At 73.4% G+C, this 23,879-nt stretch carries 17 protein-coding genes and 2 pseudogenes; 10 read left to right on the top strand and 9 right to left on the bottom strand.

Annotated elements, in window-relative coordinates; all coding sequences use genetic code 11:
* The first annotated feature begins 71 nt into the window (after positions 1 to 71).
* The 7 genes and pseudogenes from AB0C59_RS25710 to lgt form a co-directional block, all read left to right on the top strand.
* Positions 72 to 461, top strand: a complete 390-nt coding sequence (locus AB0C59_RS25710) for a DUF2752 domain-containing protein (RefSeq protein ID WP_363008485.1) — start codon at positions 72 to 74, stop codon at positions 459 to 461.
* Between the two features lie 176 nt (positions 462 to 637).
* Positions 638 to 1,447, top strand: coding sequence for an indole-3-glycerol phosphate synthase TrpC (trpC, locus tag AB0C59_RS25705; RefSeq protein ID WP_363008473.1), 810 nt, complete (start codon positions 638 to 640; stop codon positions 1,445 to 1,447).
* A gap of 26 nt (positions 1,448 to 1,473) precedes the next feature.
* Positions 1,474 to 1,686: a tryptophan synthase subunit(beta) gene (locus tag AB0C59_RS25700; RefSeq protein ID WP_363008471.1), complete on the top strand. Its 213-nt coding sequence runs from the start codon at positions 1,474 to 1,476 to the stop codon at positions 1,684 to 1,686.
* A gap of 148 nt (positions 1,687 to 1,834) precedes the next feature.
* Positions 1,835 to 3,118 (top strand): tryptophan synthase subunit beta, encoded by a 1,284-nt coding sequence (gene trpB / locus AB0C59_RS25695; protein WP_363008468.1) that lies wholly within the window; start codon positions 1,835 to 1,837, stop codon positions 3,116 to 3,118.
* Positions 3,115 to 3,930, top strand: a complete 816-nt coding sequence (gene trpA, locus AB0C59_RS25690) for a tryptophan synthase subunit alpha (RefSeq protein ID WP_363008466.1) — start codon at positions 3,115 to 3,117, stop codon at positions 3,928 to 3,930. Before trpB ends, trpA begins: the two co-directional genes overlap by 4 nt.
* Before the next feature lie 114 nt (positions 3,931 to 4,044).
* Positions 4,045 to 4,815: a thioredoxin domain-containing protein gene (locus AB0C59_RS25685; protein ID WP_363008464.1), complete on the top strand. Its 771-nt coding sequence runs from the start codon at positions 4,045 to 4,047 to the stop codon at positions 4,813 to 4,815.
* Between the two features lie 118 nt (positions 4,816 to 4,933).
* Positions 4,934 to 5,752 (top strand): annotated as a pseudogene (lgt, locus tag AB0C59_RS25680) (prolipoprotein diacylglyceryl transferase); the annotation flags it as partial.
* A gap of 272 nt (positions 5,753 to 6,024) precedes the next feature.
* Here lgt and AB0C59_RS25675 read toward each other — a convergent pair.
* The 6 genes and pseudogenes from AB0C59_RS25675 to AB0C59_RS25650 all read right to left on the bottom strand — a co-directional run.
* A complete protein-coding gene (locus tag AB0C59_RS25675) occupies positions 6,025 to 6,870 on the bottom strand; it encodes a CoA ester lyase (protein WP_363008462.1) in 846 nt (281 codons plus the stop codon).
* A complete protein-coding gene (locus AB0C59_RS25670) occupies positions 6,867 to 8,057 on the bottom strand; it encodes a CoA transferase (protein ID WP_363008460.1) in 1,191 nt (396 codons plus the stop codon). The genes AB0C59_RS25675 and AB0C59_RS25670 overlap by 4 nt, the downstream gene beginning before the upstream one ends.
* A complete protein-coding gene (locus AB0C59_RS25665; protein WP_363008458.1) occupies positions 8,054 to 9,418 on the bottom strand; it encodes an ADP-ribosylglycohydrolase family protein in 1,365 nt (454 codons plus the stop codon). The genes AB0C59_RS25670 and AB0C59_RS25665 overlap by 4 nt, the downstream gene beginning before the upstream one ends.
* A gap of 1 nt (position 9,419) precedes the next feature.
* Complete coding sequence (locus AB0C59_RS25660; RefSeq protein WP_363008456.1) at positions 9,420 to 10,616, bottom strand: ADP-ribosylglycohydrolase family protein; 1,197 nt, start codon at positions 10,614 to 10,616, stop codon at positions 9,420 to 9,422.
* Between the two features lie 7 nt (positions 10,617 to 10,623).
* The gene (locus AB0C59_RS25655) at positions 10,624 to 11,955 is read right to left on the bottom strand and encodes an ADP-ribosylglycohydrolase family protein (RefSeq protein ID WP_363008454.1); all 1,332 of its coding nucleotides are present in this window, start codon (positions 11,953 to 11,955) and stop codon (positions 10,624 to 10,626) included.
* Positions 11,949 to 12,992, bottom strand: a pseudogene (locus tag AB0C59_RS25650) (ADP-ribosylglycohydrolase family protein); the annotation flags it as partial. The pseudogene AB0C59_RS25650 and the gene AB0C59_RS25655, both read right to left, overlap by 7 nt.
* Before the next feature lie 297 nt (positions 12,993 to 13,289).
* Here AB0C59_RS25650 and AB0C59_RS25645 point away from each other — a divergent pair.
* The 3 genes from AB0C59_RS25645 (at position 13,290) to AB0C59_RS25635 (ending at position 20,498) form a co-directional block, all read left to right on the top strand.
* Positions 13,290 to 14,021, top strand: a complete 732-nt coding sequence (locus AB0C59_RS25645) for a VIT1/CCC1 transporter family protein (protein WP_363008452.1) — start codon at positions 13,290 to 13,292, stop codon at positions 14,019 to 14,021.
* Positions 14,022 to 14,527: 506 nt separating this feature from the next.
* Entirely contained in the window at positions 14,528 to 19,042 is a 4,515-nt protein-coding gene (gltB, locus tag AB0C59_RS25640; protein ID WP_363008483.1) for a glutamate synthase large subunit, read from the top strand.
* Positions 19,035 to 20,498, top strand: coding sequence for a glutamate synthase subunit beta (locus AB0C59_RS25635; protein WP_363008450.1), 1,464 nt, complete (start codon positions 19,035 to 19,037; stop codon positions 20,496 to 20,498). Before gltB ends, AB0C59_RS25635 begins: the two co-directional genes overlap by 8 nt.
* A 161-nt stretch (positions 20,499 to 20,659) precedes the next feature.
* Here the strand turns inward: AB0C59_RS25635 and AB0C59_RS25630 are convergent, their stop codons facing one another.
* From AB0C59_RS25630 to AB0C59_RS25620, 3 genes are all read right to left on the bottom strand, one after another.
* On the bottom strand, positions 20,660 to 21,571 hold the full coding sequence (locus AB0C59_RS25630) for a rhomboid family intramembrane serine protease (RefSeq protein ID WP_363008448.1): 912 nt from the start codon (positions 21,569 to 21,571) through the stop codon (positions 20,660 to 20,662).
* 174 nt (positions 21,572 to 21,745) lie between these two features.
* Entirely contained in the window at positions 21,746 to 22,726 is a 981-nt protein-coding gene (locus AB0C59_RS25625) for an acyl-CoA dehydrogenase family protein (protein ID WP_363008446.1), read from the bottom strand.
* Positions 22,726 to 23,865 carry an acyl-CoA dehydrogenase family protein gene (locus AB0C59_RS25620; protein ID WP_363008444.1) on the bottom strand — a complete coding sequence of 380 codons (1,140 nt, stop codon included), beginning with the start codon at positions 23,863 to 23,865 and terminating at the stop codon, positions 22,726 to 22,728. The genes AB0C59_RS25625 and AB0C59_RS25620 overlap by 1 nt, the downstream gene beginning before the upstream one ends.
* Positions 23,866 to 23,879 lie beyond the last annotated feature (14 nt).

The raw sequence follows: 23,879 nt of genomic DNA, 5'->3' as shown, positions 1-23,879 counted from the left end.
TCTTCCTACCTGTGACCCCCCACACCTCCTGTGCGACCCCGCCTCCCGCCGCCGGGCCGGTCGCGGCCGTCCTGCGCAGGACGGCCGCCCCCGCCGCGGTGCTCGCCGGCGTCGCCGGAGCGTTCGCGTACGTCGGGGCGGTGGACCCCAACCACCCCGGCCACTACCCGGCCTGCCCGCTGCTGCGCCTGACCGGGATCTACTGCCCCGGCTGCGGCGGTCTGCGCAGCGCCCACGCCGTCGTCCACGGGGACCTCCTGACGGCGCTTCACGACAACGCCGTGGCGACCCTCGGCTACCCGGTCCTCGCGGTGCTGTGGACCCTCTGGGCCGTCCGCGCGGCGCGCGGCAGGCCCATGGGCCTGGACCCGCGGCCCGCGCACCTGTGGAGCGTGGGCGTCCTGGTCCTGGTCTTCACCGTGGTGCGGAACCTGCCGTTCGGCGGCTGGCTGCACCCCTGACCACCCGGGAACGTCCAGGTGGCGGGACCAGGCGTCAACCGGATGCGGAGCCTTCGCCCTCCTGCGGATACCATCGAGGTGACCATTGGTTTTCGCCCCCGGGCGCACCGGTGGACCGAGGCCCGACCCGGTGCGGGCCGGCCGAAACCTCAACCGTCAGGAAGGGGGCCGCTCGCGTGAGTGTGCTCGACGAGATCATCGACGGAGTCCGTGCCGACCTCGCGGAGCGGCAGGCGCGCGTCAGCCTCGACGAGCTCAAGGAGCGCGCGGCGAAGGCACGCCCGGCCAAGGACGGCGTCGCCGCGCTGCGCGGTGAAGGCGTCACGGTGATCTGCGAGGTCAAGCGCTCCAGCCCCTCCAAGGGCGCGCTCGCCGCGATCGCCGACCCCGCGGCCCTGGCCGCGGACTACGAGGCGGGCGGCGCGGCCGTCATCTCCGTGCTGACCGAGCAGCGCCGCTTCGGCGGCTCGCTGGCCGACCTGGAGGCCGTGCGGGCCCGGGTCGACATCCCGGTGCTGCGCAAGGACTTCATCGTCACGTCGTACCAGCTGTGGGAGGCACGGGCGTACGGCGCCGACCTGGCGCTGCTGATCGTCGCCGCGCTCGACCAGCCCGCCCTCGAGTCCCTCATCGAGCGCGCCGAGTCCATCGGGCTCACCCCGCTGGTCGAGGTGCACGACGAGGACGAGATCGAGCGCGCCGTGGACGCCGGGGCGAAGGTGATCGGCGTCAACGCCCGCAACCTGAAGACCCTGGAGGTGGACCGCGGCACGTTCGAGCGGATCGCCCCCGACATCCCCGACAACGTCGTGAAGGTCGCCGAGTCGGGCGTGCGCGGACCGCACGACCTGATCGCGTACGCCAACGCGGGCGCCGACGCGGTGCTCGTCGGCGAGTCGCTGGTGACCGGGCGCGACCCGAGGACGGCGGTGGCCGACCTGGTCGCGGCGGGCGCCCACCCGGCGCTCCGGCACGGCCGGAGCTGACACCGCACCCGGTAGAGTTGGCCCCGATGACGCCCCTGACGATGACGCCCGCCCCGGACCGGCAGCACGCCCGCCTCGCGCGCGGCTGCCGCCCCCGGGGCTGCCGCGCCCCGGCTCGCAGGGTCCACGGCCGCAGGGTCCGCTACGTCATCGGCGACGAACCCGGCCAGGTGAACGGCATGCGATGGCAGCCCGCCCCCCGGGGCGAGGACCACTGCCCGATACCCCCCGCGAACTGACCCCACCACGCCACGGAACCACGCGGCGACGGAACGGGGACGCGGGGCACCGCGCGGCCCACGGACGGCCCGTGGCGATCGGCGATCGGCGGCACCTCCGCCCCCACGGCGACCAGTGACGACCACAGACTCACCGTGAGGTACCCGCATGCCCAGCACCTTCTTCATCCCCGACCCGGAGGGCCGGACCCCCAGTCCCGACGGCTACTTCGGCGCGTTCGGCGGCAAGTTCATCCCGGAGGCCCTGGTGGCCGCCGTGGACGAGGTCGCCGTCGAGTACGACAAGGCCAAGGCCGACCCCGGGTTCGCCCGCGAGCTCGACGCCCTGATGGCCCACTACACCGGCCGCCCCAGCGCCCTCACCGAGGTGCCGAGGTTCGCCGGACACGCCGGCGGCGCCCGGGTCTTCCTCAAGCGGGAGGACCTGAACCACACCGGATCGCACAAGATCAACAACGTTCTGGGTCAGGCCCTGCTCACCAAGCGCATGGGCAAGACCCGCGTCATCGCCGAGACCGGCGCCGGCCAGCACGGCGTGGCCACCGCCACCGCCTGCGCCCTGTTCGGCCTGGACTGCACCATCTACATGGGCGAGATCGACACCCGGCGCCAGGCCCTCAACGTCGCCCGCATGCGGATGCTGGGCGCCGAGGTCGTCGCCGTGAAGTCCGGCTCGCGCACCCTGAAGGACGCCATCAACGAGGCGTTCCGCGACTGGGTCGCCAACGTCGACCGCACCCACTACCTGTTCGGCACCGTCGCGGGACCCCACCCCTTCCCGGCCATGGTGCGCGACTTCCACCGGGTCATCGGCGTGGAGGCACGCCGCCAGATCCTGGAGAGCGCCGGGCGCCTGCCCGACGCCGCCGTCGCCTGCGTCGGCGGCGGCTCCAACGCGATCGGCCTCTTCCACGCCTTCATCCCCGACGAGGGCGTCCGCCTGATCGGCTGCGAGCCGGCCGGACACGGCCTGGACAGCGGTGAGCACGCCGCCACCCTCACCGCCGGTGAACCCGGCGTCCTGCACGGTTCGCGGTCCTACGTGCTCCAGGACGACGAGGGCCAGATCACCGAGCCGTACTCGATCTCCGCGGGCCTGGACTACCCGGGCATCGGACCCGAGCACTCCTACCTCAAGGACACCGGCCGCGGCGAGTACCGGGCCGTCACCGACGACGCGGCCATGCAGGCCCTTCGCCTGCTGTCCCGGACCGAGGGGATCATCCCCGCCATCGAGAGCGCCCACGCCCTCGCCGGCGCCCTGGAGGTCGGCAGGGAGCTCGGCCCCGACGGGCTGATCGTGGTCAACCTGTCCGGCCGCGGCGACAAGGACATGGACACGGCCGCACGCTACTTCGGGCTGTACGACCCGGACGCCGAGGTGGCCGCCGACGAAGCCGACACCGCCGAGATCGAGGGGGACGTCAAGTGAGCGGGAACATCGCACTGCTGTCCGACACCCTCGCCGCGGCGAAGGCCGAGGGCCGGGCCGCGCTCATCGCCTACCTGCCGGCCGGGTTCCCCACCGTCGACGGCGGTATCGCCGCGATCAAGGCCGTCTTCGAGGGCGGCGCCGACGTGGTCGAGGTGGGTCTGCCGCACAGCGACCCGGTCCTGGACGGCCCCGTCATCCAGACCGCCGACGACATCGCCCTGCGCGGCGGCGTGCGGATCGCGGACGTGATGCGCACGGTCCGCGAGGCGCACGAGGCGACCGGGAAGCCGGTCCTGGTGATGACGTACTGGAACCCGATCGACCGCTACGGCGTGGAGCGCTTCACCGCCGAACTGGCCGAGGCGGGCGGCGCCGGCTGCATCCTGCCGGACCTGCCCGTGCAGGAGTCGGCCCTGTGGCGGGAGCACGCCGACAAGCACGGCCTCGCCACGGTCTTCGTGGTCGCGCCCAGCAGCAAGGACGAGCGGCTCGCCACGATCACCGCGGCGGGCTCCGGCTTCGTCTACGCGGCCTCGCTCATGGGGGTCACCGGCACCCGTGAGTCGGTGGGCGCCCAGGCCCAGGACCTGGTCCGCCGCACCAAGGCGACCACGGACCTCCCCGTCTGCGTCGGCCTCGGCGTGTCCGACGCCGTGCAGGCCGCGGAGGTGTCCGGCTTCGCCGACGGTGTGATCGTCGGATCGGCGTTCGTCAAGCGGATGCTGGACGCCCCCGACGAGGCGACCGGCCTGGACGCGGTGCGGGCGCTGGCGGGCGAGCTGGCCGCGGGCGTGCGCGGCGGCCGGTGAGCACGGCCGTCCCCGCCGGGGCGATCAATCCCTGACAAGGAAATTCGCTCACCCGAACGGGTGGACCTTCGGCCGGGGAGGCGCATTGCGCCTCCCCGGTTCGTTCTGCCGGATGTGAGCGACAAGAACCGTGATGGAAAGCGCACCGCCCGTGAGCGGATGGCGGACGAGCGCGAGAAGCAGAAGGCCACGGACCGGCGCCGCCGGGGGTTGATCGTGGGCGCCTCGATCGTCTGCGTCCTCGCCCTGGCGACGGTGATCGGCGTCCTGGCGGCGAACAGCGGCAAGAAGAGCAGCGCCGCGGGCCCCGCGATCGCGCCCTCGGGAGCGACCGGCCAGGACAGCCTCGCCATCCCGCTCGGCAAGGACTCCGCCAAGTCGACCCTCACGGTCTGGGAGGACTTCCGTTGCCCGGCCTGCCAGGCCTTCGAGACCGCCTACCGCCCGACGATCCACCAGCTCGTCGACGCCGGGCAGCTGAAGGTGGAGTACCACCTGGTCACCCTGATCGACGGGAACCTGCACGGCAGCGGCTCCCTGAAGGCGGCCAACGCGGCGGCGTGCGCCCAGGACGCCGGCAAGTTCCAGGAGTTCCACGACGTGCTGTACGAGAACCAGCCGAAGGAGACCGAGGACACCTACGGGGACAACGCCAAGCTCATCGAGCTGGCGGGCAAGGTGGACGGCCTGCGCACCCCCGCGTTCGAGAAGTGCGTCGACAACGGGACGCACGACAGCTGGGTGCAGAAGTCCCACGCCGCGTTCGAGAGCGGCGACTTCAAGGGCACGCCGACCGTGCTCCTGGACGGAAAGAGCCTGTACGACGACCAGACGATGACGCCGGCGAAGCTGAAGCAGATGGTGGAGGCGGCGAACAAGTCCTGACGGCGCCCGCACACCGCTCCGCCCCCGGTGCCGACGCGCCGGGGGCGGCCTGTGTTACGGACCCGTAGCCGGGTGAGTTCCCGTGTCGTGCGTCCGGCAAGGTAGCGTCGTTCTTGCCATGGAACTTGCCTACATCCCGAGCCCGTCGCGCGGAGTGCTGAATCTCGGCCCCATTCCGCTGCGCGGCTACGCGTTCTGCATCATCATCGGCGTCTTCGTAGCCGTGTGGCTCGGCAACAAGCGCTGGGTCGCCCGGGGCGGCCGGACCGGCACGGTGGCCGACATCGCGGTCTGGGCCGTGCCCTTCGGCCTGGTCGGCGGCCGTCTCTACCACGTGATCACGGACTACGAGCTGTACTTCAGCGACGGCCGTGACTGGGTGAACGCGTTCAAGGTCTGGGAGGGCGGCCTCGGTATCTGGGGCGCCATCGCGCTCGGCGCGGTCGGTGCCTGGATCGGCTGCCGCCGCCGGGGCATCACGCTCCCGTCGTACGCCGACGCCGTCGCCCCCGGCATCGCCTTCGCGCAGGCGATCGGCCGCTGGGGCAACTGGTTCAACCAGGAGCTCTACGGACGCCCGACGGACGTGCCCTGGGCGCTGCACATCACCTCCACCACGGACGGCCGCGTACCGGGCTACTACCACCCGACGTTCCTCTACGAGTCGCTGTGGTGCGTCGGGGTCGGCTTCCTGGTGATCTGGGCCGACCGCCGCTTCCAGCTCGGGCACGGCAGGTCGTTCGCGCTGTACGTGGCCGCGTACTGCGTGGGTCGCGGCTGGATCGAGTACATGCGGGTGGACGACGCCCACCACATCCTGGGCCTGCGGCTGAACGACTGGACCGCGCTGCTGGTGTTCCTGCTGGCCGTGACCTACATGGTGCTCTCCTCGCGGCTGCGGCCGGGCCGCGAAGCGGTCGTGGAACCGGGTGCCGACCAGGCGGAGGCCGAGGCCATCGCCGGCGAGACCCCGGCCGACGGCCCGGCGACGACGCAGGACTCCCCGGCGAAGGACTCCCCGGTGGACGACTCCCCGGCACAGGACTCCCCGTCCGGGCCCGGGGACAGGGCCGACGCGGCGGCGGACGACGCGGAGTCGGCGAAGAAGGTCTGAACAACCACCACGCGCGAGCGACGAGGGCGCCGTGTCCGACCGGACACGGCGCCCTCTGCGTCCGCGCCGGCGCCCCCGGGCGTGGTGCGGCGCGCTCAGCGTCGCCGGCGCGCCAGGGACAGCGTCAGACACGCCTCCCTCACCACCGCCGTGTCGATGAAGCGGCCGTCCGGGAGGGCCTGGGCGCCCTGCTCCCGGGCCGCCGCCTTGATGATCTCCTCCGCCCGGACGATCTCCTCCTCGGCGGGCGCGTAGGCGTTCTCGATGACCGGGAGCTGGCGGGGGTGGATGGCCGCGCGGCCCAGGAAGCCCAGCGCACGGCCGTGGGCGCAGGACGCCGCCAGCCCCGCCAGGTCCCGGGTGTCCGGATAGACCGACTGGGACGGCGCGGGCAGCGCCGCGGCCCGCGCGGCCACCACCAGCCGCGCCCGCGACCAGTCCAGCCCCGCGTCCTGCCGTACCCCGAGGTCCGCCCGCAGATCCGACTCGCCCAGCGCGACCCCCCGTACGGCCGGATGCGCCGTCGCGATGTCGAACGCCCGCTCCACACCCAGAGCCGTCTCCAGCAGGGCGTAGAGGGGGACCGTGCCGCCCCTGGCCGTGGCGGCGTACTCCGCCACGGCCACCACGTCTGCAGGCGAGGTCACCTTGGGCAGCCGCAGACCCGCGAGGCCGGGCAGTGCCGCGAGCGCCGTGAGGTCGTCGTCCGCCCAGGGGCTGTCCGGCGCGTTCACCCGCACATGCACCGGCACCGGCGTCAGGTCGGTGAGCCGTTCGGCCGTGGCCGCCCGCGCGTACGCCTTGCGGTCCGGGGCCACGGCGTCCTCCAGATCGACCAGCACCACGTCCGCCCCGGACGCCAGCGCCTTGCCGACCACCTCCGGGCGGTCCCCGGGGGCGTACAGCCAGGTGAGCGGGGGAAGGCCGTGGTTCGTGCTCACAGTGCGCCCTCCGCCGCGAGGGCGGCGATCTCCGGGGCCGTCAGGCCCAGCTCCGTCAGGACCGCCTCGGTGTCCGCGCCGTGCGGGCGGCCCGCCCAGCGGATCCTGCCGGGCGTGGCGGACAGCCGGAACAGGACGTTCTGCATGCGCAGCCGGCCCAGCTCCGGGTCGTCGGTGATGGTGGTGATCGTGTCCAGCGCCGCGTACTGGGGGTCGGCCATGACATCCCGTACGTCCTGCACCGGGGCCACCGCGGCCTCCGCCCGCTCGAACGCCGTCAGCACCTCCGCGCGCGGTCGGGCGGCGATCCAGTCGCCGACGGCACGGTCGAGCACGTCGGTGTGCCGGGCCCGGCCCTCGCCCGAGGAGAACCACGGCTCCTCGATCAGTTCCGGGCGGCCCACCAGGCGCATCACCCGTTCGGCGACGGACCGGGCGGAGGCCGAGACGGCGACCCAGCCGCCGTCCGCGGCACGGTAGGTGTTGCGCGGGGCGTTGTTCTGGGACCGGTTGCCGGTGCGCTCCTGCACATGCCCGAGCTGGTCGTACCAGATCGGCTGCGGACCCAGCACGGTCAGGATCGGCTCGATGATCGCCATGTCCACGACCTGGCCCCGGCCGGTGCGGTCGCGGGCCGCCAGCGCCGTCATCACCGCGTACGCCGTCGCCAGCGCCGCGATCGAGTCCGCGAGGCCGAACGGCGGGAGGGTGGGCGGCGCGTCCGGCTCCCCGGTGATGGCCGCGAAGCCGCTCAGCGCCTCGGCGAGGGTGCCGAAACCCGGGCGGTGCGCGCTGGGGCCGAACTGCCCGAACGCGGTCACGCGGGCGAGGACCAGACGGGGGTTGGCGGCGGACAGCTCCTCCCAGCCCAGGCCCCACTTCTCCAGGGTGCCGGGCCGGAAGTTCTCCACGATCACGTCGGCGCCCGCCGCCAGCCGCAGCAGCGTCGTACGGCCTCCCGGCCTGGACAGGTCGAGCGTCATCGTGCGCTTGTTGCGGCCCAGCAGCTTCCACCACAGGCCCACGCCGTCCTTCGCGGGGCCGTGCCCGCGGGAGGGGTCCGGTGTGCGCGGGTGCTCGACCTTGACGACCTCGGCACCGAAGTCTCCGAGGAAGGTCGCGGCGAGGGGACCGGCGAAGAGGGTGGCCAGGTCCAGGACCCTGAGGCCGGCCAGGGGTGCGGTCATGAGCGCTGGGTCTCCCGGTGGGTGAGGTGGGCCAGGGAGTCGAAGCCGATGCCGTCGAAACCGCCGACCGAGGTGGCCAGCCGGTTCTTGAGGGGGGCGGTCCAGCGGTCCGGGAGCCGGCCGGGGTGCCCGGCCAGCAGGCCCGCGACACTGCCCGCCGTGGCGCCGTTCGAGTCGGTGTCCCAGCCGCCGGACACGGCACGGCAGACGGAGCCGGTGAAGTCGCCGTCGGCGTGGGTGAGCGCGGCGGCGATCAGCGCGGTGTTGGGGATGGCGTGCACCCAGTGGTAGGCGTGGTGGGCGGCGTGGAGTTCGTCCACGACCGTGTCGAAGTCCTCCGTCTCCCGCGCCAGGTGGACGGCGTCCCGGACGGCCCCGGCGAGGCGGGAGCCCGGCGGGACCACGGTGAGACCGGTGCGCAGGCAGTGGTGCACGTCGTGGCCGCCGCCGGCCGCCTCGGCGATGGTCGCCGCGACGAACATCGCCGCGTAGACGCCGTTCGCGGTGTGCGTCAGCGTCGCGTCGCGGTGGGCCTGTTCGGCGGCGGCGCCCGGATCGCCGGGGTTGGTCCAGCCGTGGACGTCGGCGCGGATCAGGGCGCCGATCCACTCGCGGAACGGGTTGCGGTGGCGGGCCGTGCGCGGGGGTTCGATCCCGGCCAGGAGGTTGCGGTAGGCGACGCGCTCGGCGGTGAACGTGCGGCCCGCGGGCAGCTCGTCCAGCCAGAGCCCGGCCACGTCGGCGGTGGTGAAGGACCTGCCGTGGCGGGCGAGCAGCAGCAGGTTCAGCAGGGGGTAGTCCAGGTCGTCGTCCTCGGGGGCGCCGTCGATGTTCTCGGCGAGGCAGGTGGTGGCGGAGCGGCGGTTCCAGGGGTGGGCCGCGAGCAGTTCACCGGGGACGCCCCTGGCCGTGAACCAGGTGTCCAGGGGCCAGTTGCCGGTGGCGCGGGCCAGCGCGCGGATGCCGTCCAGGGGGAGCTTCTCGACGGGCTTGCCGAGGACGCAGCCGACCGCTCTGCCCAGCCACGCGGCCTCCAGCCGCGCCGGGTCCGGGGCCGCCCCCCGCTCGTCGGGGGCGGCGGGCCAGGCCGGGCACAGCGCCCTGATCCGCGCCAGGTCCGTCGGTTCCGAGTCCGCCGACCGGCTGGGCAGGTCGGCCAGTTCGTCCAGCAGGTCCGTCGCGAGCAGCCGCAGATAGGGCGAGACCGGATGCCGCGACGCACCCGCCCTCAGCGGCGCTTCGGGGCCACCGGCCCGCCGCCACCGCTCCTCCACGGCGGCACTGACGCGCCCCTCCTGCGCGGCCTGGCGCAACTCGTGCCCGAGCAGGTCCTCCGGCTGGACCCAGGTCAGTCGCAGCACCTCAGCCCCCGATCCGGGCGAAGGCCGCCTCATGGGTCCGGCGGCGCTCCACATCACGGGCGAAGACCTCCCGGGCGACCCCGGCGAGCGCCCGTGCGGGAGCGTGCAGATCCAGGCGGCTCGCCTCCGCGACCTCCTTCGCCCAGTACGCCGGGACCTCCGAACCCAGGGCCCCGGTGATGGCGCCGGTCATGGTGGCGATCGAGTCGCAGTCCCTGCCGTAGTTGACCGCGCCGAGCACCGCGTGCCGGTAGTCGCCGCGCGCGACGATCATCATGCCCAGCGCCACCGGGAGTTCCTCGATCGTGTGCACCCGGGACGGACGGCGGGCGCCCAGCGAGGGCGCACGGTAGTCGGGGCCGACCGTGTCGTAGGGAGCGACCGCCTCCCGCAACGGCCCGAGTGCCGACTCGAAGTCCGCGTACCGTGCTGCCGTGTCGCACACCGTCTCGATGGCGGCGCGCGTCCCGTCCTTCGCGAGCGACAGGCAGGCGGCCACGACCGAGTCGGGGGTGGCGTCGGGGGCGCAGGCCGCCGCGACCGCCGCCGCGAACACACCGGCCGCCTCCCTGCCGTACGACGACTGGTGCGCGCCCGCCACGTCCAGCGCCTCGGCGTAGGCGCCCGCCGGATGGGCCGCGTTGACCAGGCCGACCGGCGCCATGTACATCGCGGCACCGCAGTTGACGATGTTCCCGACCCCGGCCTCGCGCGGATCGACGTGCCCGTAGTGCAGCCGGGCCACGAGCCACTTCTCCGCCAGGAAGATCCGCTGGAGGGGGAGCGCCTCGCTCTCCAGCTCGGGAATCCAGCGGGGGGTGGTCATCAGGTCGGGGACCAGATGGGTGGCGACCGCGTAGGCGTCCAGGTGGTCGCGGACGGTGGCGTACACCCGTACCAGGGCGTGGGTCATCAAGGTGTCGTCGGTGACGTGGCCGTCGCCCTTGTGGTACGGGGCGATGGGGCGGGCGGTTCGCCAGGCGTCGCCGTGCCAGGGCCCGACGATCCCGTGCACCCGGCCGCCGTGCCGTTCGGCGATCTGGTCGGCGGACCAGCCCTCGACGGGTCCGCCGAGGGCGTCGCCGACGGCCGCGCCGACCAGGGCGCCGGTGACGCGTTCGTCGAGAGGGGAGTTCTCGTCGGGGTCGGGAAGGAGCGCCCCGCCGGGAGTGGGCGTATCGCCAGAAGTGGACGTCATGTCCGAATCATCCTCCCGGGGTGGTCAGTTCCGTCGTCTCCAGGAGTTCGGCGAGGTGTACGAGGTCCGTGCCGCTCAGCCGGGGCAGCGCGCAGCCGGAGAGGGTGCGGCAGGCATCCCGCCAGGCGGGCGGGACGCTCTCGCCGCCGCCCAGGGCTCCGGTGAGGGCGCCGGCCAGGGCGGGGGCCGAGTCGGCGACGCGGGAGAGGCAGGCGGCGGCGGGTACGGCGTGCGCGATCCGGCCGCGGGCCGCGCTCGCCAGGGCGAGCGCGACGGGGACGGTCTCGGCCGCCGCGATGCCGTAGCTGTAGACGTGGTCCACGATCTGGTGCTCCAGCGCCGGCACCACCGAGAAGGCCCCGCCGTCGCTGTCGGCGTCCTCGGCCAGTGCCAGCGCGTGCCGGGCGTTGCGGCCGATCTCGGTGGACTCGGGAAGCTCGGCGAGCGCCGCCGCCACACAGGTGTCCACGTCCTGGCCGGCGAGCGCCAGGGAGAGCGCCGCCGCCATGGCGCGGGCGCCGTGCACCCCGTCCCCGTCCTGGGTGTAGCGGGCGTCGAACTCGGCCAGTTCGGCGGCGGGCCCTGGATCGCCCGGGTGCGCCACGGCGAGGACGCAGGCCCGCACGCAGGCCGCGTCGTCGAAGTAGTGCGGGTTGTCGTGGCCGGTGGCGGGCGGGCGCAGGCCGGCGGCGAGGTTGCCGAGCCCCGCGCGCACCGAGATCCGGGCGCGCAGGGCGAGCCGCGCGGACTCGACCTCGGGAGCCAGGTCGGCCGCGGCGGCGACCTCGCCCGCGATGGCGTTCCACGACAGGTCGAGGGCGGCGCGCATCCGCCGCGCGCGCCCGAGACCGCCGAGCGCGCCGCTGTCCCCGGCGCGCAGCACGGCGTGCGCCGCGAAGGCCGCCCACTCGGCGTCGTCGGAGGGGCCGAGCCGGAGCGGCTCCGGCGGCTGGTTGAGGGCGATCGGCACGGGCAGGGTGGTGGTCGCGTTCTGCTCGGCGAACGTGTCCAGCTCCCGGGTCAGCCGCCGGGTCCACTCCGGCATCCGGGCGGCCCTGTGCCGCGCGGCGGGCCACCCCGCCGCGTCCCCGGCGGCGAGCCCGAGCAGCAGCCCCTCGATGCGCCGGCTCACGGCTCCACCTCCGCCGGGTCCACGAAGGCGGCCTCCGCGTAGGCGGCGGGGTCGGCCTGCCCCCACGCCTCCCGCCCGGCCGCCGCGACGGGCCGGGCCGGGACCTCCGGCCCCGCGGACGGGATCTCGCCGTGTCGGTCCCGCCCGGCGGCCGGGCCGGGTTCGGCCGCGCCCCCGTGCCACAGGCCCGCGACCGCCGCGCCCCACTTCTCGCCGTCCCCGGGGGTGAGCAGTTCCGCCACGTCCAGGATGTGGTGGCCCTCCATGGACGGCAGGCAGCGGCCCCGGGCCGGGCCGATCGCCGCGGCCCAGGCGGTGGGGATCGCCGAGATCCCGCGGGCCGCCCCCGCCAGGGCGCCCGCGACGGCCGCCGTGGTGTCGGCGTCACGGCCCATGTTGACCGCCATGAGCACCGACTCCGCGAAGTCGCCGTCGGCCGCCGTGTACGCGCCGAAGGCCAGCGCCACCGCCTCGGGCGCGAGGTCCGTCCAGGGGTAGCCGCCGACCACCACCGCGGAGCGCACCGCGCGGGCGCCCCGGTGGGCGGCGGTGACGGCGCGGCGCAGGGAGCGAGCCGTCCACGAGTCGTCCGGGACGACCGCGAGCGCGGCGGCGACCACGTCGCCCACCGGCGCCCCCGCCATCGCCGCCGCCACTCCGGCGGCGACCGCCTGGCCGCCGTAGATGCCCTCCCCCTCGTGGCTCACGGAGCCGTCGATCGCCACCAGTCGGGCGGCCTCCGCCGGGCGCCCCGCGGCGAAGACCCCGAAGGGCGCCGCCCGCATCGCGAGCCCGTCGCTCCACGCGTGCCGATGCTGCGCCGAGATGGGCGCGGCCAGGCCCCGGCGCAGGTTCTCCAGCGTGCCCCGCTCGCTGAACCCGGCACCTCGCAGCGGCCCCTCGTCGCGGTCCGCGATCCACTGGTGCCAGGCCGCCTCCACGTGCGCCACGGTCAACGCCGCACCGTGCCGGGCCAGCAGCAGCCCCGAGAAGATCGCGTACTCGGTGTCGTCCGTGCCCGAGGGCCGCTCGGCGACGTACCCCGTGATGCGGCCCCAGCGGGCGCGGATCTCGGACGGCTTCATGTTCTCCGCGGGCGCGCCGAGCGCGTCCCCGACGGCGAGGCCGAGCAGCGCGCCGCGCGCCCGTGCGCGAAGGTCCGCGGGGTCCGGTGCGCGAAGGTCCGCGGGGTCCTCTCCGGACGGGCCGGACGCGGGCGCCGGGGGAATGCCGGCGATGGCCATGAGGCGCCTCTCCTCTCGCGCGCGTGGGCTCCCCCTGTGCGGATCTGTGCCACGGCGGCGCCCGGCGCGAGCGCCGGGCGCCGCAGCATCACCCTTCCGGCATCTGCGCAGCCCTCGGCTCGGATGAGCAAGAAAAGGTAAAGTCGCAGGTTAGCCCAGCCTTTCCTTGCTGGCGGCGCGGAGATTCCCGGCGTACTTTTGGCGTTGTCGAAAAGTGGAAGAAGTCCAATCAGCAGGCCGATCAAGCGGGTCGATCAGATACCCGCGGGCCCGATCGAGAATCCAGGGGGGCCGGACATGGCCATCATCGAGACCGAGGCGACGCTGCACGAGGCGCACCGCGACAACCACACCCACCGCGACGTCAACGGTGGCTGGCTGCGCCCGGCGGTCTTCGGCGCGATGGACGGCCTGGTGTCCAATCTGGCCCTGATGACCGGCGTCGCCGGCGGAGCCGTGAGCCAGCAGACCATCGTCATCACGGGTCTCGCGGGCCTGGCCGCCGGCGCCTTCTCCATGGCGGCGGGGGAGTACACCTCCGTGGCCTCGCAGCGCGAGCTGGTGGAGGCGGAGCTCGACGTGGAGCGACGGGAACTGCGCAAGCACCCCGAGGACGAGGAGCGCGAGCTGGCGGCGTTGTACGAGGCGCGGGGCGTGGATCCCGCGCTCGCCCGCGAGGTCGCCAGGCAGCTCTCCCGCGACCCGGAGCAGGCCCTGGAGATACACGCGCGCGAGGAACTCGGCATCGACCCGGGCGACCTGCCCTCCCCGGCGGTCGCCGCCGTCTCCAGCTTCGGCTCGTTCGCCCTCGGCGCCCTGCTGCCCCTGCTTCCCTATCTGCTCGGCTCCCACGCCCTGTGGCCCGCCGTGCTGCTCGCCCTCGTCGGGCTCTTCGTGTGCGGCGCCCTCGTCGCCAAGGTGACCGCCCGCAGCTGGTGGTACAGCGGCCTGCGCCAGCTCGCCCTGGGGGGCGCCGCCGCGGGTGTGACCTACGCCCTGGGCAGCCTGTTCGGCACCGCCGTAGGATGATGCGCAGCCTATCTATGCTACGAGCCGCATAAATAGTTGTTACCGCACGGTTTCGAATGCCTGAGCAGGGGGCATGAGCCGTAAGCGCCGCGAGCAACGACGCCCGCGTCGTACCCCCATCGCCCGCACCTCGCGTGACGCGGCGGGCGACGCGCTTCACCACACCCTTGGTCCGGCGGACACCGACCTGTCCGCCTGCCCCCGCATTGACCCCATCGCCGCACGTGGAAAACCCGTGCCACGCTCCGGCGGTGTCCGCATGTTGGAACGGGGTATCCGGTTTCCGAGATCCACTCCATCATGTAACCTGCACGAAATTTCGCCACAGCAGAGGGCCAACGTCGTCCCTCGGCACCTGTTCCGCAGGCCGCTCCCAGACGGTCCGAGGGAATTCCAGCCACATGACGACGACGGGAGAGCCGATGCGTACGCCGCGCCAGCCGTCCCAGCATTCCGAGAACCACCAGAACTGGTCGTTCATGGATGCTCGCCCTGCCGCGCAGGGTATGTACGACCCCCGCAACGAGCACGACGCCTGCGGCGTCGGCTTCGTGGCCACCCTCACCGGTGTGGCGAGCCACGCGCTGGTCGAGCAGGCGCTCACCGTACTGCGCAATCTGGAGCACCGCGGCGCCACCGGCTCGGAGCCCGACTCGGGTGACGGCGCCGGCATCCTCTCCCAGGTGCCCGACGCGTTCTTCCGCGAGGTGGCCGGTCTCGACCTCCCCGAGCCGGGCGGCTACGCCGTCGGTCTCGCCTTCCTGCCGGCCGAGGGGACCACCGAGGCCGTCTCACGGATCGAGACGATCGCCGCCGACGAGGGCCTGACCGTCCTCGGCTGGCGCGAGGTCCCGGTCGCCCCCGAGCTGCTGGGCGCCACCGCCCGCTCCACGATGCCCGCGTTCCGCCAGCTGTTCGTCTCCGACGGGGGCACCAGCAAGGGCATCGAGCTCGACCGCAGGGCGTTCGCCCTGCGCAAGCGCGCCGAGCGCGAGGCCGGCGTGTACTTCCCCTCGCTGTCCGCGCGCACCATCGTCTACAAGGGCATGCTGACCACCGGCCAGCTGGAGCCCTTCTTCCCGGACCTGTCCGACCGCCGCTTCGCCTCGGCCATCGCGCTCGTCCACTCGCGCTTCTCCACGAACACCTTCCCGAGCTGGCCGCTCGCCCACCCGTACCGCTTCGTCGCCCACAACGGCGAGATCAACACGGTCAAGGGCAACCGCAACTGGATGGTCGCCCGCGAGTCGCAGCTCGCCTCCGACCTGTTCGGCGCCCAGGACAACCTGGAGCGGCTCTTCCCGGTCTGCACCCCGGACGCCTCCGACTCCGCGTCCTTCGACGAGGTGCTGGAACTGCTCCACCTCGGTGGACGCTCCCTGCCGCACTCCGTGCTGATGATGATCCCGGAGGCGTGGGAGAACCACGACTCCATGGACCCGGCCCGGCGCGCCTTCTACCAGTACCACTCCACGATGATGGAGCCCTGGGACGGTCCCGCCTGCGTCACCTTCACCGACGGCACCCAGGTCGGCGCCGTCCTGGACCGCAACGGACTGCGCCCCGGCCGCTACTGGGTCACCGACGAGGGCCTGGTCGTCCTCGGCTCCGAGGTCGGCGTCCTGGACATCGACCCCGCCAGGGTGGTCCGCAAGGGCCGCCTGCAGCCCGGCCGCATGTTCCTCGTGGACACCGCCGAGCACCGCATCATCGAGGACGACGAGATCAAGGCCGCCCTCGCGACCGAGCAGCCCTACGGGGAGTGGCTGGAGGCCGGTGAGATCGAGCTCGGCGACCTGCCCGAGCGCGAGCACATCGTGCACACCCACGCCTCGGTCACCCGCCGCCAGCAGACCTTCGGCTACACCGAGGAAGAGCTGCGCGTCATCCTCGCGCCCATGGCCAAGGCCGGGGCCGAGCCGATCGGCTCGATGGGCACCGACTCGCCGATCGCCGCGCTGTCCGAGCGCCCGCGGCTGCTGTTCGACTATTTCACCCAGCTGTTCGCGCAGGTCACCAACCCGCCGCTGGACGCGATCCGCGAGGAGCTGGTCACCTCCCTGCGCTCCTCGCTCGGCCCGCAGGGCAACCTGCTGGAGCCCACCGCGGCCTCCTGTCGCAGCGTCCTGCTGCCCTTCCCGGTGATCGACAACGACGAGCTGGCCAAGCTCATCCACATCAACGCCGACGGCGACATGCCCGGCATGAAGGCCGCGACGCTCTCCGGCCTGTTCCGGGTCTCCGGCGGCGGCGACGCGCTCGCCGCGCGCCTGGAGGAGATCTGCGCCGAGGCCGACGCGGCCATCGAGAACGGCGCCCGCCTGATCGTCCTGTCGGACCGCCACTCCGACGCCGAGCACGCGCCGATCCCCTCGCTGCTGCTCACCGCGGCCGTCCACCACCACCTCATCCGCACCAAGCAGCGCACCCACGTGGGTCTGCTGATCGAGGCCGGCGACGTCCGCGAGGTCCACCACGTGGCCCTGCTCATCGGCTACGGCGCCGCCGCGGTCAACCCCTACCTGGCCATGGAGTCCGTCGAGGACCTGGTCCGTGCCGGAACGTTCCTGCCCGGTATGGAGGCCGAGCAGGCCATCCGCAACCTGATCTACGCCCTCGGCAAGGGCGTCCTGAAGGTCATGTCCAAGATGGGCATCTCCACCGTCGCCTCCTACCGCGGCGCCCAGGTCTTCGAGGGCGTCGGACTGGACCAGGCGTTCGTGGAGAAGTACTTCAACGGCACCGCCACCAAGATCGGCGGCGTCGGCATCGACGTCGTCGCCAAGGAGGTCGCCGCCCGCCACGCCAAGGCCTACCCCGCCTCCGGCATCGCTCCCGCGCACCGCGCGCTGGAGATCGGCGGCGAGTACCAGTGGCGCCGCGAGGGCGAACCGCACCTGTTCGACCCGGAGACGGTCTTCCGTCTCCAGCACTCGACGCGCACCGGCCGCTACGACGTCTTCAAGAAGTACACCTCCCGGGTGAACGAGCAGTCCGAGCGCCTGATGACGCTGCGCGGCCTGTTCGGCTTCACCTCCGACCGCGAGCCGATCTCCATCGACGAGGTCGAGCCGGTCTCCGAGATCGTCAAGCGCTTCTCCACCGGCGCCATGTCCTACGGCTCCATCTCCAAGGAGGCGCACGAGACGCTCGCCATCGCCATGAACCGGCTGGGCGGCAAGTCCAACACCGGTGAGGGCGGCGAGGACCCCGAGCGCCTCTACGACCCGACCCGCCGCTCCGCGATCAAGCAGGTGGCCTCCGGCCGCTTCGGCGTGACCTCCGAGTACCTGGTCAACGCGGACGACATCCAGATCAAGATGGCCCAGGGCGCCAAGCCCGGCGAGGGCGGCCAGCTGCCCGGCCACAAGGTCTACCCGTGGGTCGCCAAGACCCGGCACTCCACCCCGGGTGTCGGCCTGATCTCCCCGCCGCCGCACCACGACATCTACTCCATCGAAGACCTCGCCCAGCTGATCCACGACCTGAAGAACGCGAACCCCGCGGCGCGGATCCACGTCAAGCTGGTCTCCGAGGTCGGTGTCGGCACGGTCGCCGCCGGTGTCTCCAAGGCGCACGCGGACGTCGTCCTGATCTCCGGCCACGACGGAGGCACCGGTGCCTCCCCGCTGACCTCCCTCAAGCACGCCGGCGGCCCCTGGGAGCTCGGCCTCGCCGAGACCCAGCAGACGCTGCTGCTCAACGGACTGCGCGACCGCATCGTCGTGCAGACCGACGGCCAGCTGAAGACCGGCCGTGACGTCGTCGTCGCGGCGCTGCTCGGCGCCGAGGAGTTCGGCTTCGCCACCGCCCCCCTCGTCGTGTCCGGCTGCATCATGATGCGCGTCTGCCACCTGGACACCTGCCCGGTCGGCGTCGCCACCCAGAACCCGGTGCTGCGCGACCGCTTCACCGGCAAGGCCGAGTACATCGTGAACTTCTTCGAGTTCATCGCCGAAGAGGTCCGCGAACTGCTCGCGGAACTCGGCTTCCGCTCCATCGAGGAGGCCGTGGGCCACGCCGACGTCCTCGACGTGACCCGCGCCGTCGACCACTGGAAGGCGCAGGGCCTGAACCTGGCACCGCTGTTCCACGTGCCCGACCTGCCCGAGAACGCCGTGCGCCACCAGATCGCCGCCCAGGACCACGGCCTGGAGAAGGCGCTCGACAACGAGCTGATCAAGCTCGCCGCCGACGCCCTGGCCGCGGACTCCCAGGCCGACGCCCAGCCGGTGCGCGCGCAGATCGGCATCCGCAACATCAACCGCACCGTCGGCACCATGCTCGGCCACGAGGTGACGAAGAAGTTCGGCGGCGCGGGCCTGCCCGCCGACACCATCGACATCACCTTCACCGGCTCCGCGGGCCAGTCCTTCGGCGCCTTCCTGCCGCGCGGCATCACCCTGCGCCTGGAGGGCGACGCCAACGACTACGTCGGCAAGGGCCTGTCCGGCGGCCGTGTCATCGTCCGCCCGGACCGGGGCGCCGAGCACCTCGCCGAGTACTCGACCATCGCGGGCAACACCATCGCCTACGGTGCCACCGGCGGCGAACTGTTCCTGCGCGGCCGCACCGGCGAGCGGTTCTGCGTCCGCAACTCCGGCGCGCTGGTGGTCTCCGAGGGCGTGGGCGACCACGGCTGCGAGTACATGACCGGTGGCCACGCGGTCGTCCTCGGCGAGACCGGCCGCAACTTCGCGGCGGGCATGTCGGGTGGCGTCGCCTACGTCATCGACCTGGACCGGGACAACGTCAACCCCGGCAACCAGGGCGCGATCGAGGCGCTGGACGAGGGCGACAAGCAGTGGCTGCACGACGTGGTGCGCCGCCACGCCGAGGACACCGGCTCCACGGTCGCGGAGAAGCTGCTCGCCGAATGGCCGGTCGCCGTGGAGCGCTTCAGCAAGATCATCCCCAGCACGTACAAGGCAGTGCTCGCCGCCAAGGACGCCGCCGAGCGAGCCGGTCTGACCGAGACCGAGGTCACCGAGAAGATGATGGAGGCGGCGACCAATGGCTGACCCCAAGGGCTTCCTGACGCACGGCCGCGAGGTCGCCACGTCCCGCCCGGTGGACGAGCGCGTCAAGGACTGGAACGAGGTCTACGTTCCCGGCTCGCTGCTGCCGATCATCAGCAAGCAGGCGAGCCGCTGCATGGACTGCGGCATCCCGTTCTGCCACAACGGCTGCCCGCTCGGGAACCTCATCCCCGAGTGGAACGACTACGCCTACCGCGAGGACTGGACCGAGGCCTCCGAGCGGCTGCACGCCACGAACAACTTCCCGGAGTTCACCGGCCGCCTGTGCCCCGCCCCGTGCGAGTCGGCGTGTGTGCTCGGCATCAACCAGCCGCCCGTCACCATCAAGAACGTCGAGGTCTCGATCATCGACAAGGCGTGGGACGGCGGCGACGTCAAGCCGCAGGCCCCCGAGCGCCTGTCGGGCAAGACCGTCGCGGTCATCGGCTCGGGACCGGCCGGCCTCGCCGCCGCCCAGCAGCTGACCCGGGCCGGCCACACGGTCGCGGTGTACGAGCGCGCCGACCGCGTCGGCGGCCTGCTCCGCTACGGCATCCCCGAGTTCAAGATGGAGAAGCGGCACATCAACCGCCGTATCGAGCAGATGCGCGCGGAGGGCACCCGCTTCCGCACCGGCGTCGAGATCGGCCTCGACCTCAAGGCGACCGACCTGCGCAAGCGGTACGACGCCGTGGTCGTCGCGGCCGGCGCCACCACCTCCCGCGACCTTCCGGTCCCCGGCCGGGAACTGGCCGGCGTCCACCAGGCGATGGAGTACCTGCCGCTGTCCAACAAGGTCCAGGAGGGCGACTTCGTCACCGCCCCGATCTCGGCCGAGGGCAAGCACGTCGTCGTGATCGGCGGCGGCGACACCGGCGCGGACTGCGTGGGCACCGCCCACCGCCAGGGCGCGGCCTCCGTGACCCAGCTGGAGATCATGCCCCGCCCGGGCGAGGAGCGGAACGCGGCCGCCCAGCCCTGGCCGACCTTCCCGATGCTCTACAAGGTCACCTCCGCGCACGAGGAGGGCGGTGAGCGGGTCTACTCCGTCTCCACCACCCACTTCGAGGGCGACGAGGACGGCAACGTGCAGTGGCTGCACCTCATCGAGGTGGAGTTCGTGGACGGCAGGCCGACCCACAAGCCCGGCACCGAGCGCAGGATCCCGGCGCAGCTGGTCACCCTGGCGATGGGCTTCACCGGCACCGACCGGGCCAACGGCCTGGTGGAGCAGTTCGGCCTCGACCTGGACGAGCGCGGCAACGTCGCCCGGGACGCCGACTTCCAGACCAATGTGCCGGGCGTGTTCGTGGCCGGTGACGCGGGCCGCGGCCAGTCCCTGATCGTGTGGGCCATCGCCGAGGGCCGTTCGGCGGCGCGCGGCGTGGACCGCTTCCTCACCGGCGCCAGCGAACTGCCCGCCCCGATCCGCCCGACGGACCGCGCGCTGGCGGTCTGAGCGCTCCGCGCACGCGGCCTGATGTCATCTGACGGCCGCCCACCCACGTCCCGTACAAAGGCGTACGGAACACGGACGGCGCCCGCCCCAGTCCCCGACCGGACCAGGGGGCGGGCGCCGTCGCCCGTGCACGGGCGGACCGGACCGGGCGGGACGAGCCGTCAGGCCGTCAGCTGAGTCACCTTGCCCGCGGTCAGCACGACCAGCAGCGTCAGCAGCCCGAGGCAGACGGCCGTCTGGATCAGGCCGCGGCGCGGGCCGCGGGGCACGTACGCGAACACCAGCGTCACCAGGCCTCCCGCGAGCAGACCGCCGAGGTGGGCCTGCCAGGACGTGAGCCCGGCGGAGACCGCCATCCATATCAGCAGGCCGATCAGATAGCGGTTGACCTGGCTCATGTCGGCGCCGAGCCGGCGGCCCATGACGTAGTACGCGGCGCCGAGCCCGAAGATCGCGCCGGAGGCGCCGACCACGTCGTGGGTCGGGGCGAGCAGCAGGACGAGCACCGAACCGCCGAGCGCCGACAGCAGATAGAGCGAGACGTAGCGGACCCGGCCCAGCTGCGCCTCCACCACCCGTCCGATGTTCCACAGCGACACCATGTTCATCACGATGTGCAGGATCCCGAACGTCCCCTCGGTGGGCGGCAGATGCAGGAACGCGCCGGTCAGCAGCCGCTCCCACTGCCCGCCGGCGACCCCTTCCGGACTCAGTCCCAGGGGGTACGGGTGCTCCCACAGGTAGTGCCCGCCGTCCGGGCCGCGCAGACCCGCGCCCAGCATGGCGAACCGGTCCTCGACCGCCGGGCGCACCAGCTCCGCGAGGTAGGCGAGGACGTTGAGGCCGATCAGGACGCACGTCACCACGGGCGCCGTCGTGATCCGGCCGCCGAACGCCGTGCGGGCCTGGCGGATCGAGCGCGCGCCCTCCTTGACGCACTCCACGCACTGGTGGCCGACGGCCGCCTCGCGCATGCAGTCGGGGCAGATGTGGCGGTCGCACCGCGTGCAGCGGACGTGGGACTCCACCTTGGCGTGGCGGTAGCAGGTGGTGACGGTGGACTCGGACTCCACGGCCGGCTCCTTGAACAGGTACTGAGGGGGAGAGGGGGACGGATGAGCCGGTGGGGCGGGCGGACACCGTGCCGGTGGGGCGGCAGCGAACAAAGTAGCGAACACGGGTGACGCCCGGCCGGGCGGGGCACGGCCGCGGGGTTCTCGGAGGTGCCCGGTGCGAGGGCCGCGCTCTCAGGGGCGGGGGCGAGCCAGATCGAGGACGGTGTCCCGGCACTCCCGCGGGGTGCCCCACGCCGAGCGCAGCGCCCGGGCCTTCGTCAGCCACAGCGACAGGTCGTACTCCGCGGTGTACCCGATCGCGCCGTGCACCTGCAGCGCCGTCCGCGCCGTCCCGTAGGCCGCCTCGCAGGCCGCGACCTTGGCGGCGGCGACGTCCACCGGGTCCATGGTCACGGCCGCCCCGAACAGCAGGGGCCGCGCGAACTCCAGCGCGATCCGCGCGTCGGCGAGCCGGTGCTTGACCGCCTGGAACGAGCCGATGGGCACCCCGAACTGCTGTCGCTGCCCCGCGTACGCCACGGTCCGGTCGAGCAGCGTCAGCCCGACCCCGAAGGCCTGGGCGGCGGTCGCGAGACGCGCCCAGGCGAACGCGTCCGCGCCGGGAACCCCCGGCACGGGTTCACCGCCCGGCAGCGGCGTGGCGAGCCGTCGGGCCGGGTCCAGCGAAGCCCGCGTCACGGGGCGGCAGCCCGGCGCCAGCCGCATCCGGCACCCGTCGAGCGCCAGCACGGCGTCGGCCGCGTCCCCGTCCAGCGCGTACGGCGCGCCCACCGTGGCCATGACCTTGCCGGAGGCCAGCTGTGGCAGCAGCCGCGCGGCCTGCTCGGGGCCGCTGCCGGTGGAACCAGCCGCGGCCTTCGACAGCAGGACGGCCGCCAGCACCGTCTCCACCAGCGGACCCGGCACCGCGTGCCGCCCCAGCTCCACGAAGGCCGCGGCCAGCTCCACCGGCAGCGGGCCCAGGCCCTCGTAGGCCTCGGGCACCGCCAGCGCGAACACCCCGGCCTCCGCGATCCGCGCCCACAGCCTGCGTCCCGCGCCGTGTTCGCCCGCACTCCACGCCCTGACGACCGACGGTGTCGCCGCCGAGGTCAGCATCGCGTCCAGCGAGCGCGCGAAGGCACGCTGTTCCTCGTCGAGCAGGAAACGCATCAGCGGCGCCCCTTCGGCAGGCCGAGCAGCCGCTCGGCGATGATGTCGCGCTGGATCTCGTTCGTACCGGCGTAGACGGGACCCGCCAGGGAGAACACATAGCCCTGCCCCCACTCGCCGTCCGCCCACTCGCCGTCCTCGCCCAGCAGGTCGAGCGCCGTCTCGTGCAGCGCGATGTCGTACTCCGACCAGAACACCTTGTTCAGGCTGGCCTCGGGCCCCATCGCCTCGCCCTCAAGGACGCGGGAGGCGCCCGCGTAGGTGAACAACTCGTAGGCGCGGGCGCCGATCAGGGCGTCGGCCACCCCCTCCCGCGCCGACGCGGGGCAGCCGCGCTCCCGCCACAACCGCAGCAGCCGGTCGGCGGCGGCCCGGTAGCGGCCGGGGGAGCGCAGGGTGAGTCCGCGCTCGTTGCCCGTCGTGGCCATGGCCACCCGCCAGCCCTGGCCGGGCTCGCCGATCACGTCCTCGTCGGGCACGAACACGTCGTCCAGGAACAGCTCGGCGAAGGCCGGCTTGCCGTCGAGACGGCCGACCGGACGGACCGTCACCCCGGGGGCCCGCAGGTCGAACATCAGATAGGTGAGGCCCTGATGCGGCCGGGGAGTGTCCGGATCGCTGCGGAAGAGACCGAACGCCCGGTCGGCGAACGTCGCCCGCGACGACCAGGCCTTCTGCCCGCTCACGCGCCAACCCCCCGCCGCGCGCACCGCCCTGGAGCGCAGCGACGCGAGGTCGGAACCCGCCTCGGGCTCCGACCACGCCTGCGCCCACACCACCTCGCCACGGGCCATCGGCGGCAGCACCCGGGCCCGCTGCTCCGGCGTCCCGTGCTCGAACAGCGTCGGCGCCAGCAGACCGACCCCGTTCTGCCCCACGCGGCCCGGGGCCCCCGCCGCGTAGTACTCCTCCTCGAAGACCAGCCACCCCGTCAGCCCCGCGTCCCGCCCCCCGTACGCGGCCGGCCAGGACACCACCGACCAGCGGTCCGCCGCGAGTTCGGCCTCCCAGGCGCGATGGGCGGCGAACCCGCGCTCGGTCTCCAGGGACGGCAGCGGCACCGCGGGCACGTGCTCCGCGAGCCAGGACCGGGCCTCGGCGCGCAAGGCCTCGTCGGCGGGGGAGTGGGCGAGGTCCACGGTCACCATCCTTC

It is taken from the genome of Streptomyces sp. NPDC048664 (assembly GCF_040650555.1).
Taxonomy (GTDB): Bacteria; Actinomycetota; Actinomycetes; order Streptomycetales; family Streptomycetaceae; genus Streptomyces.
The sequence above is the reverse complement of the archived record's forward strand: the minus strand, read 5'-3'. Positions and strand labels throughout refer to the sequence as shown.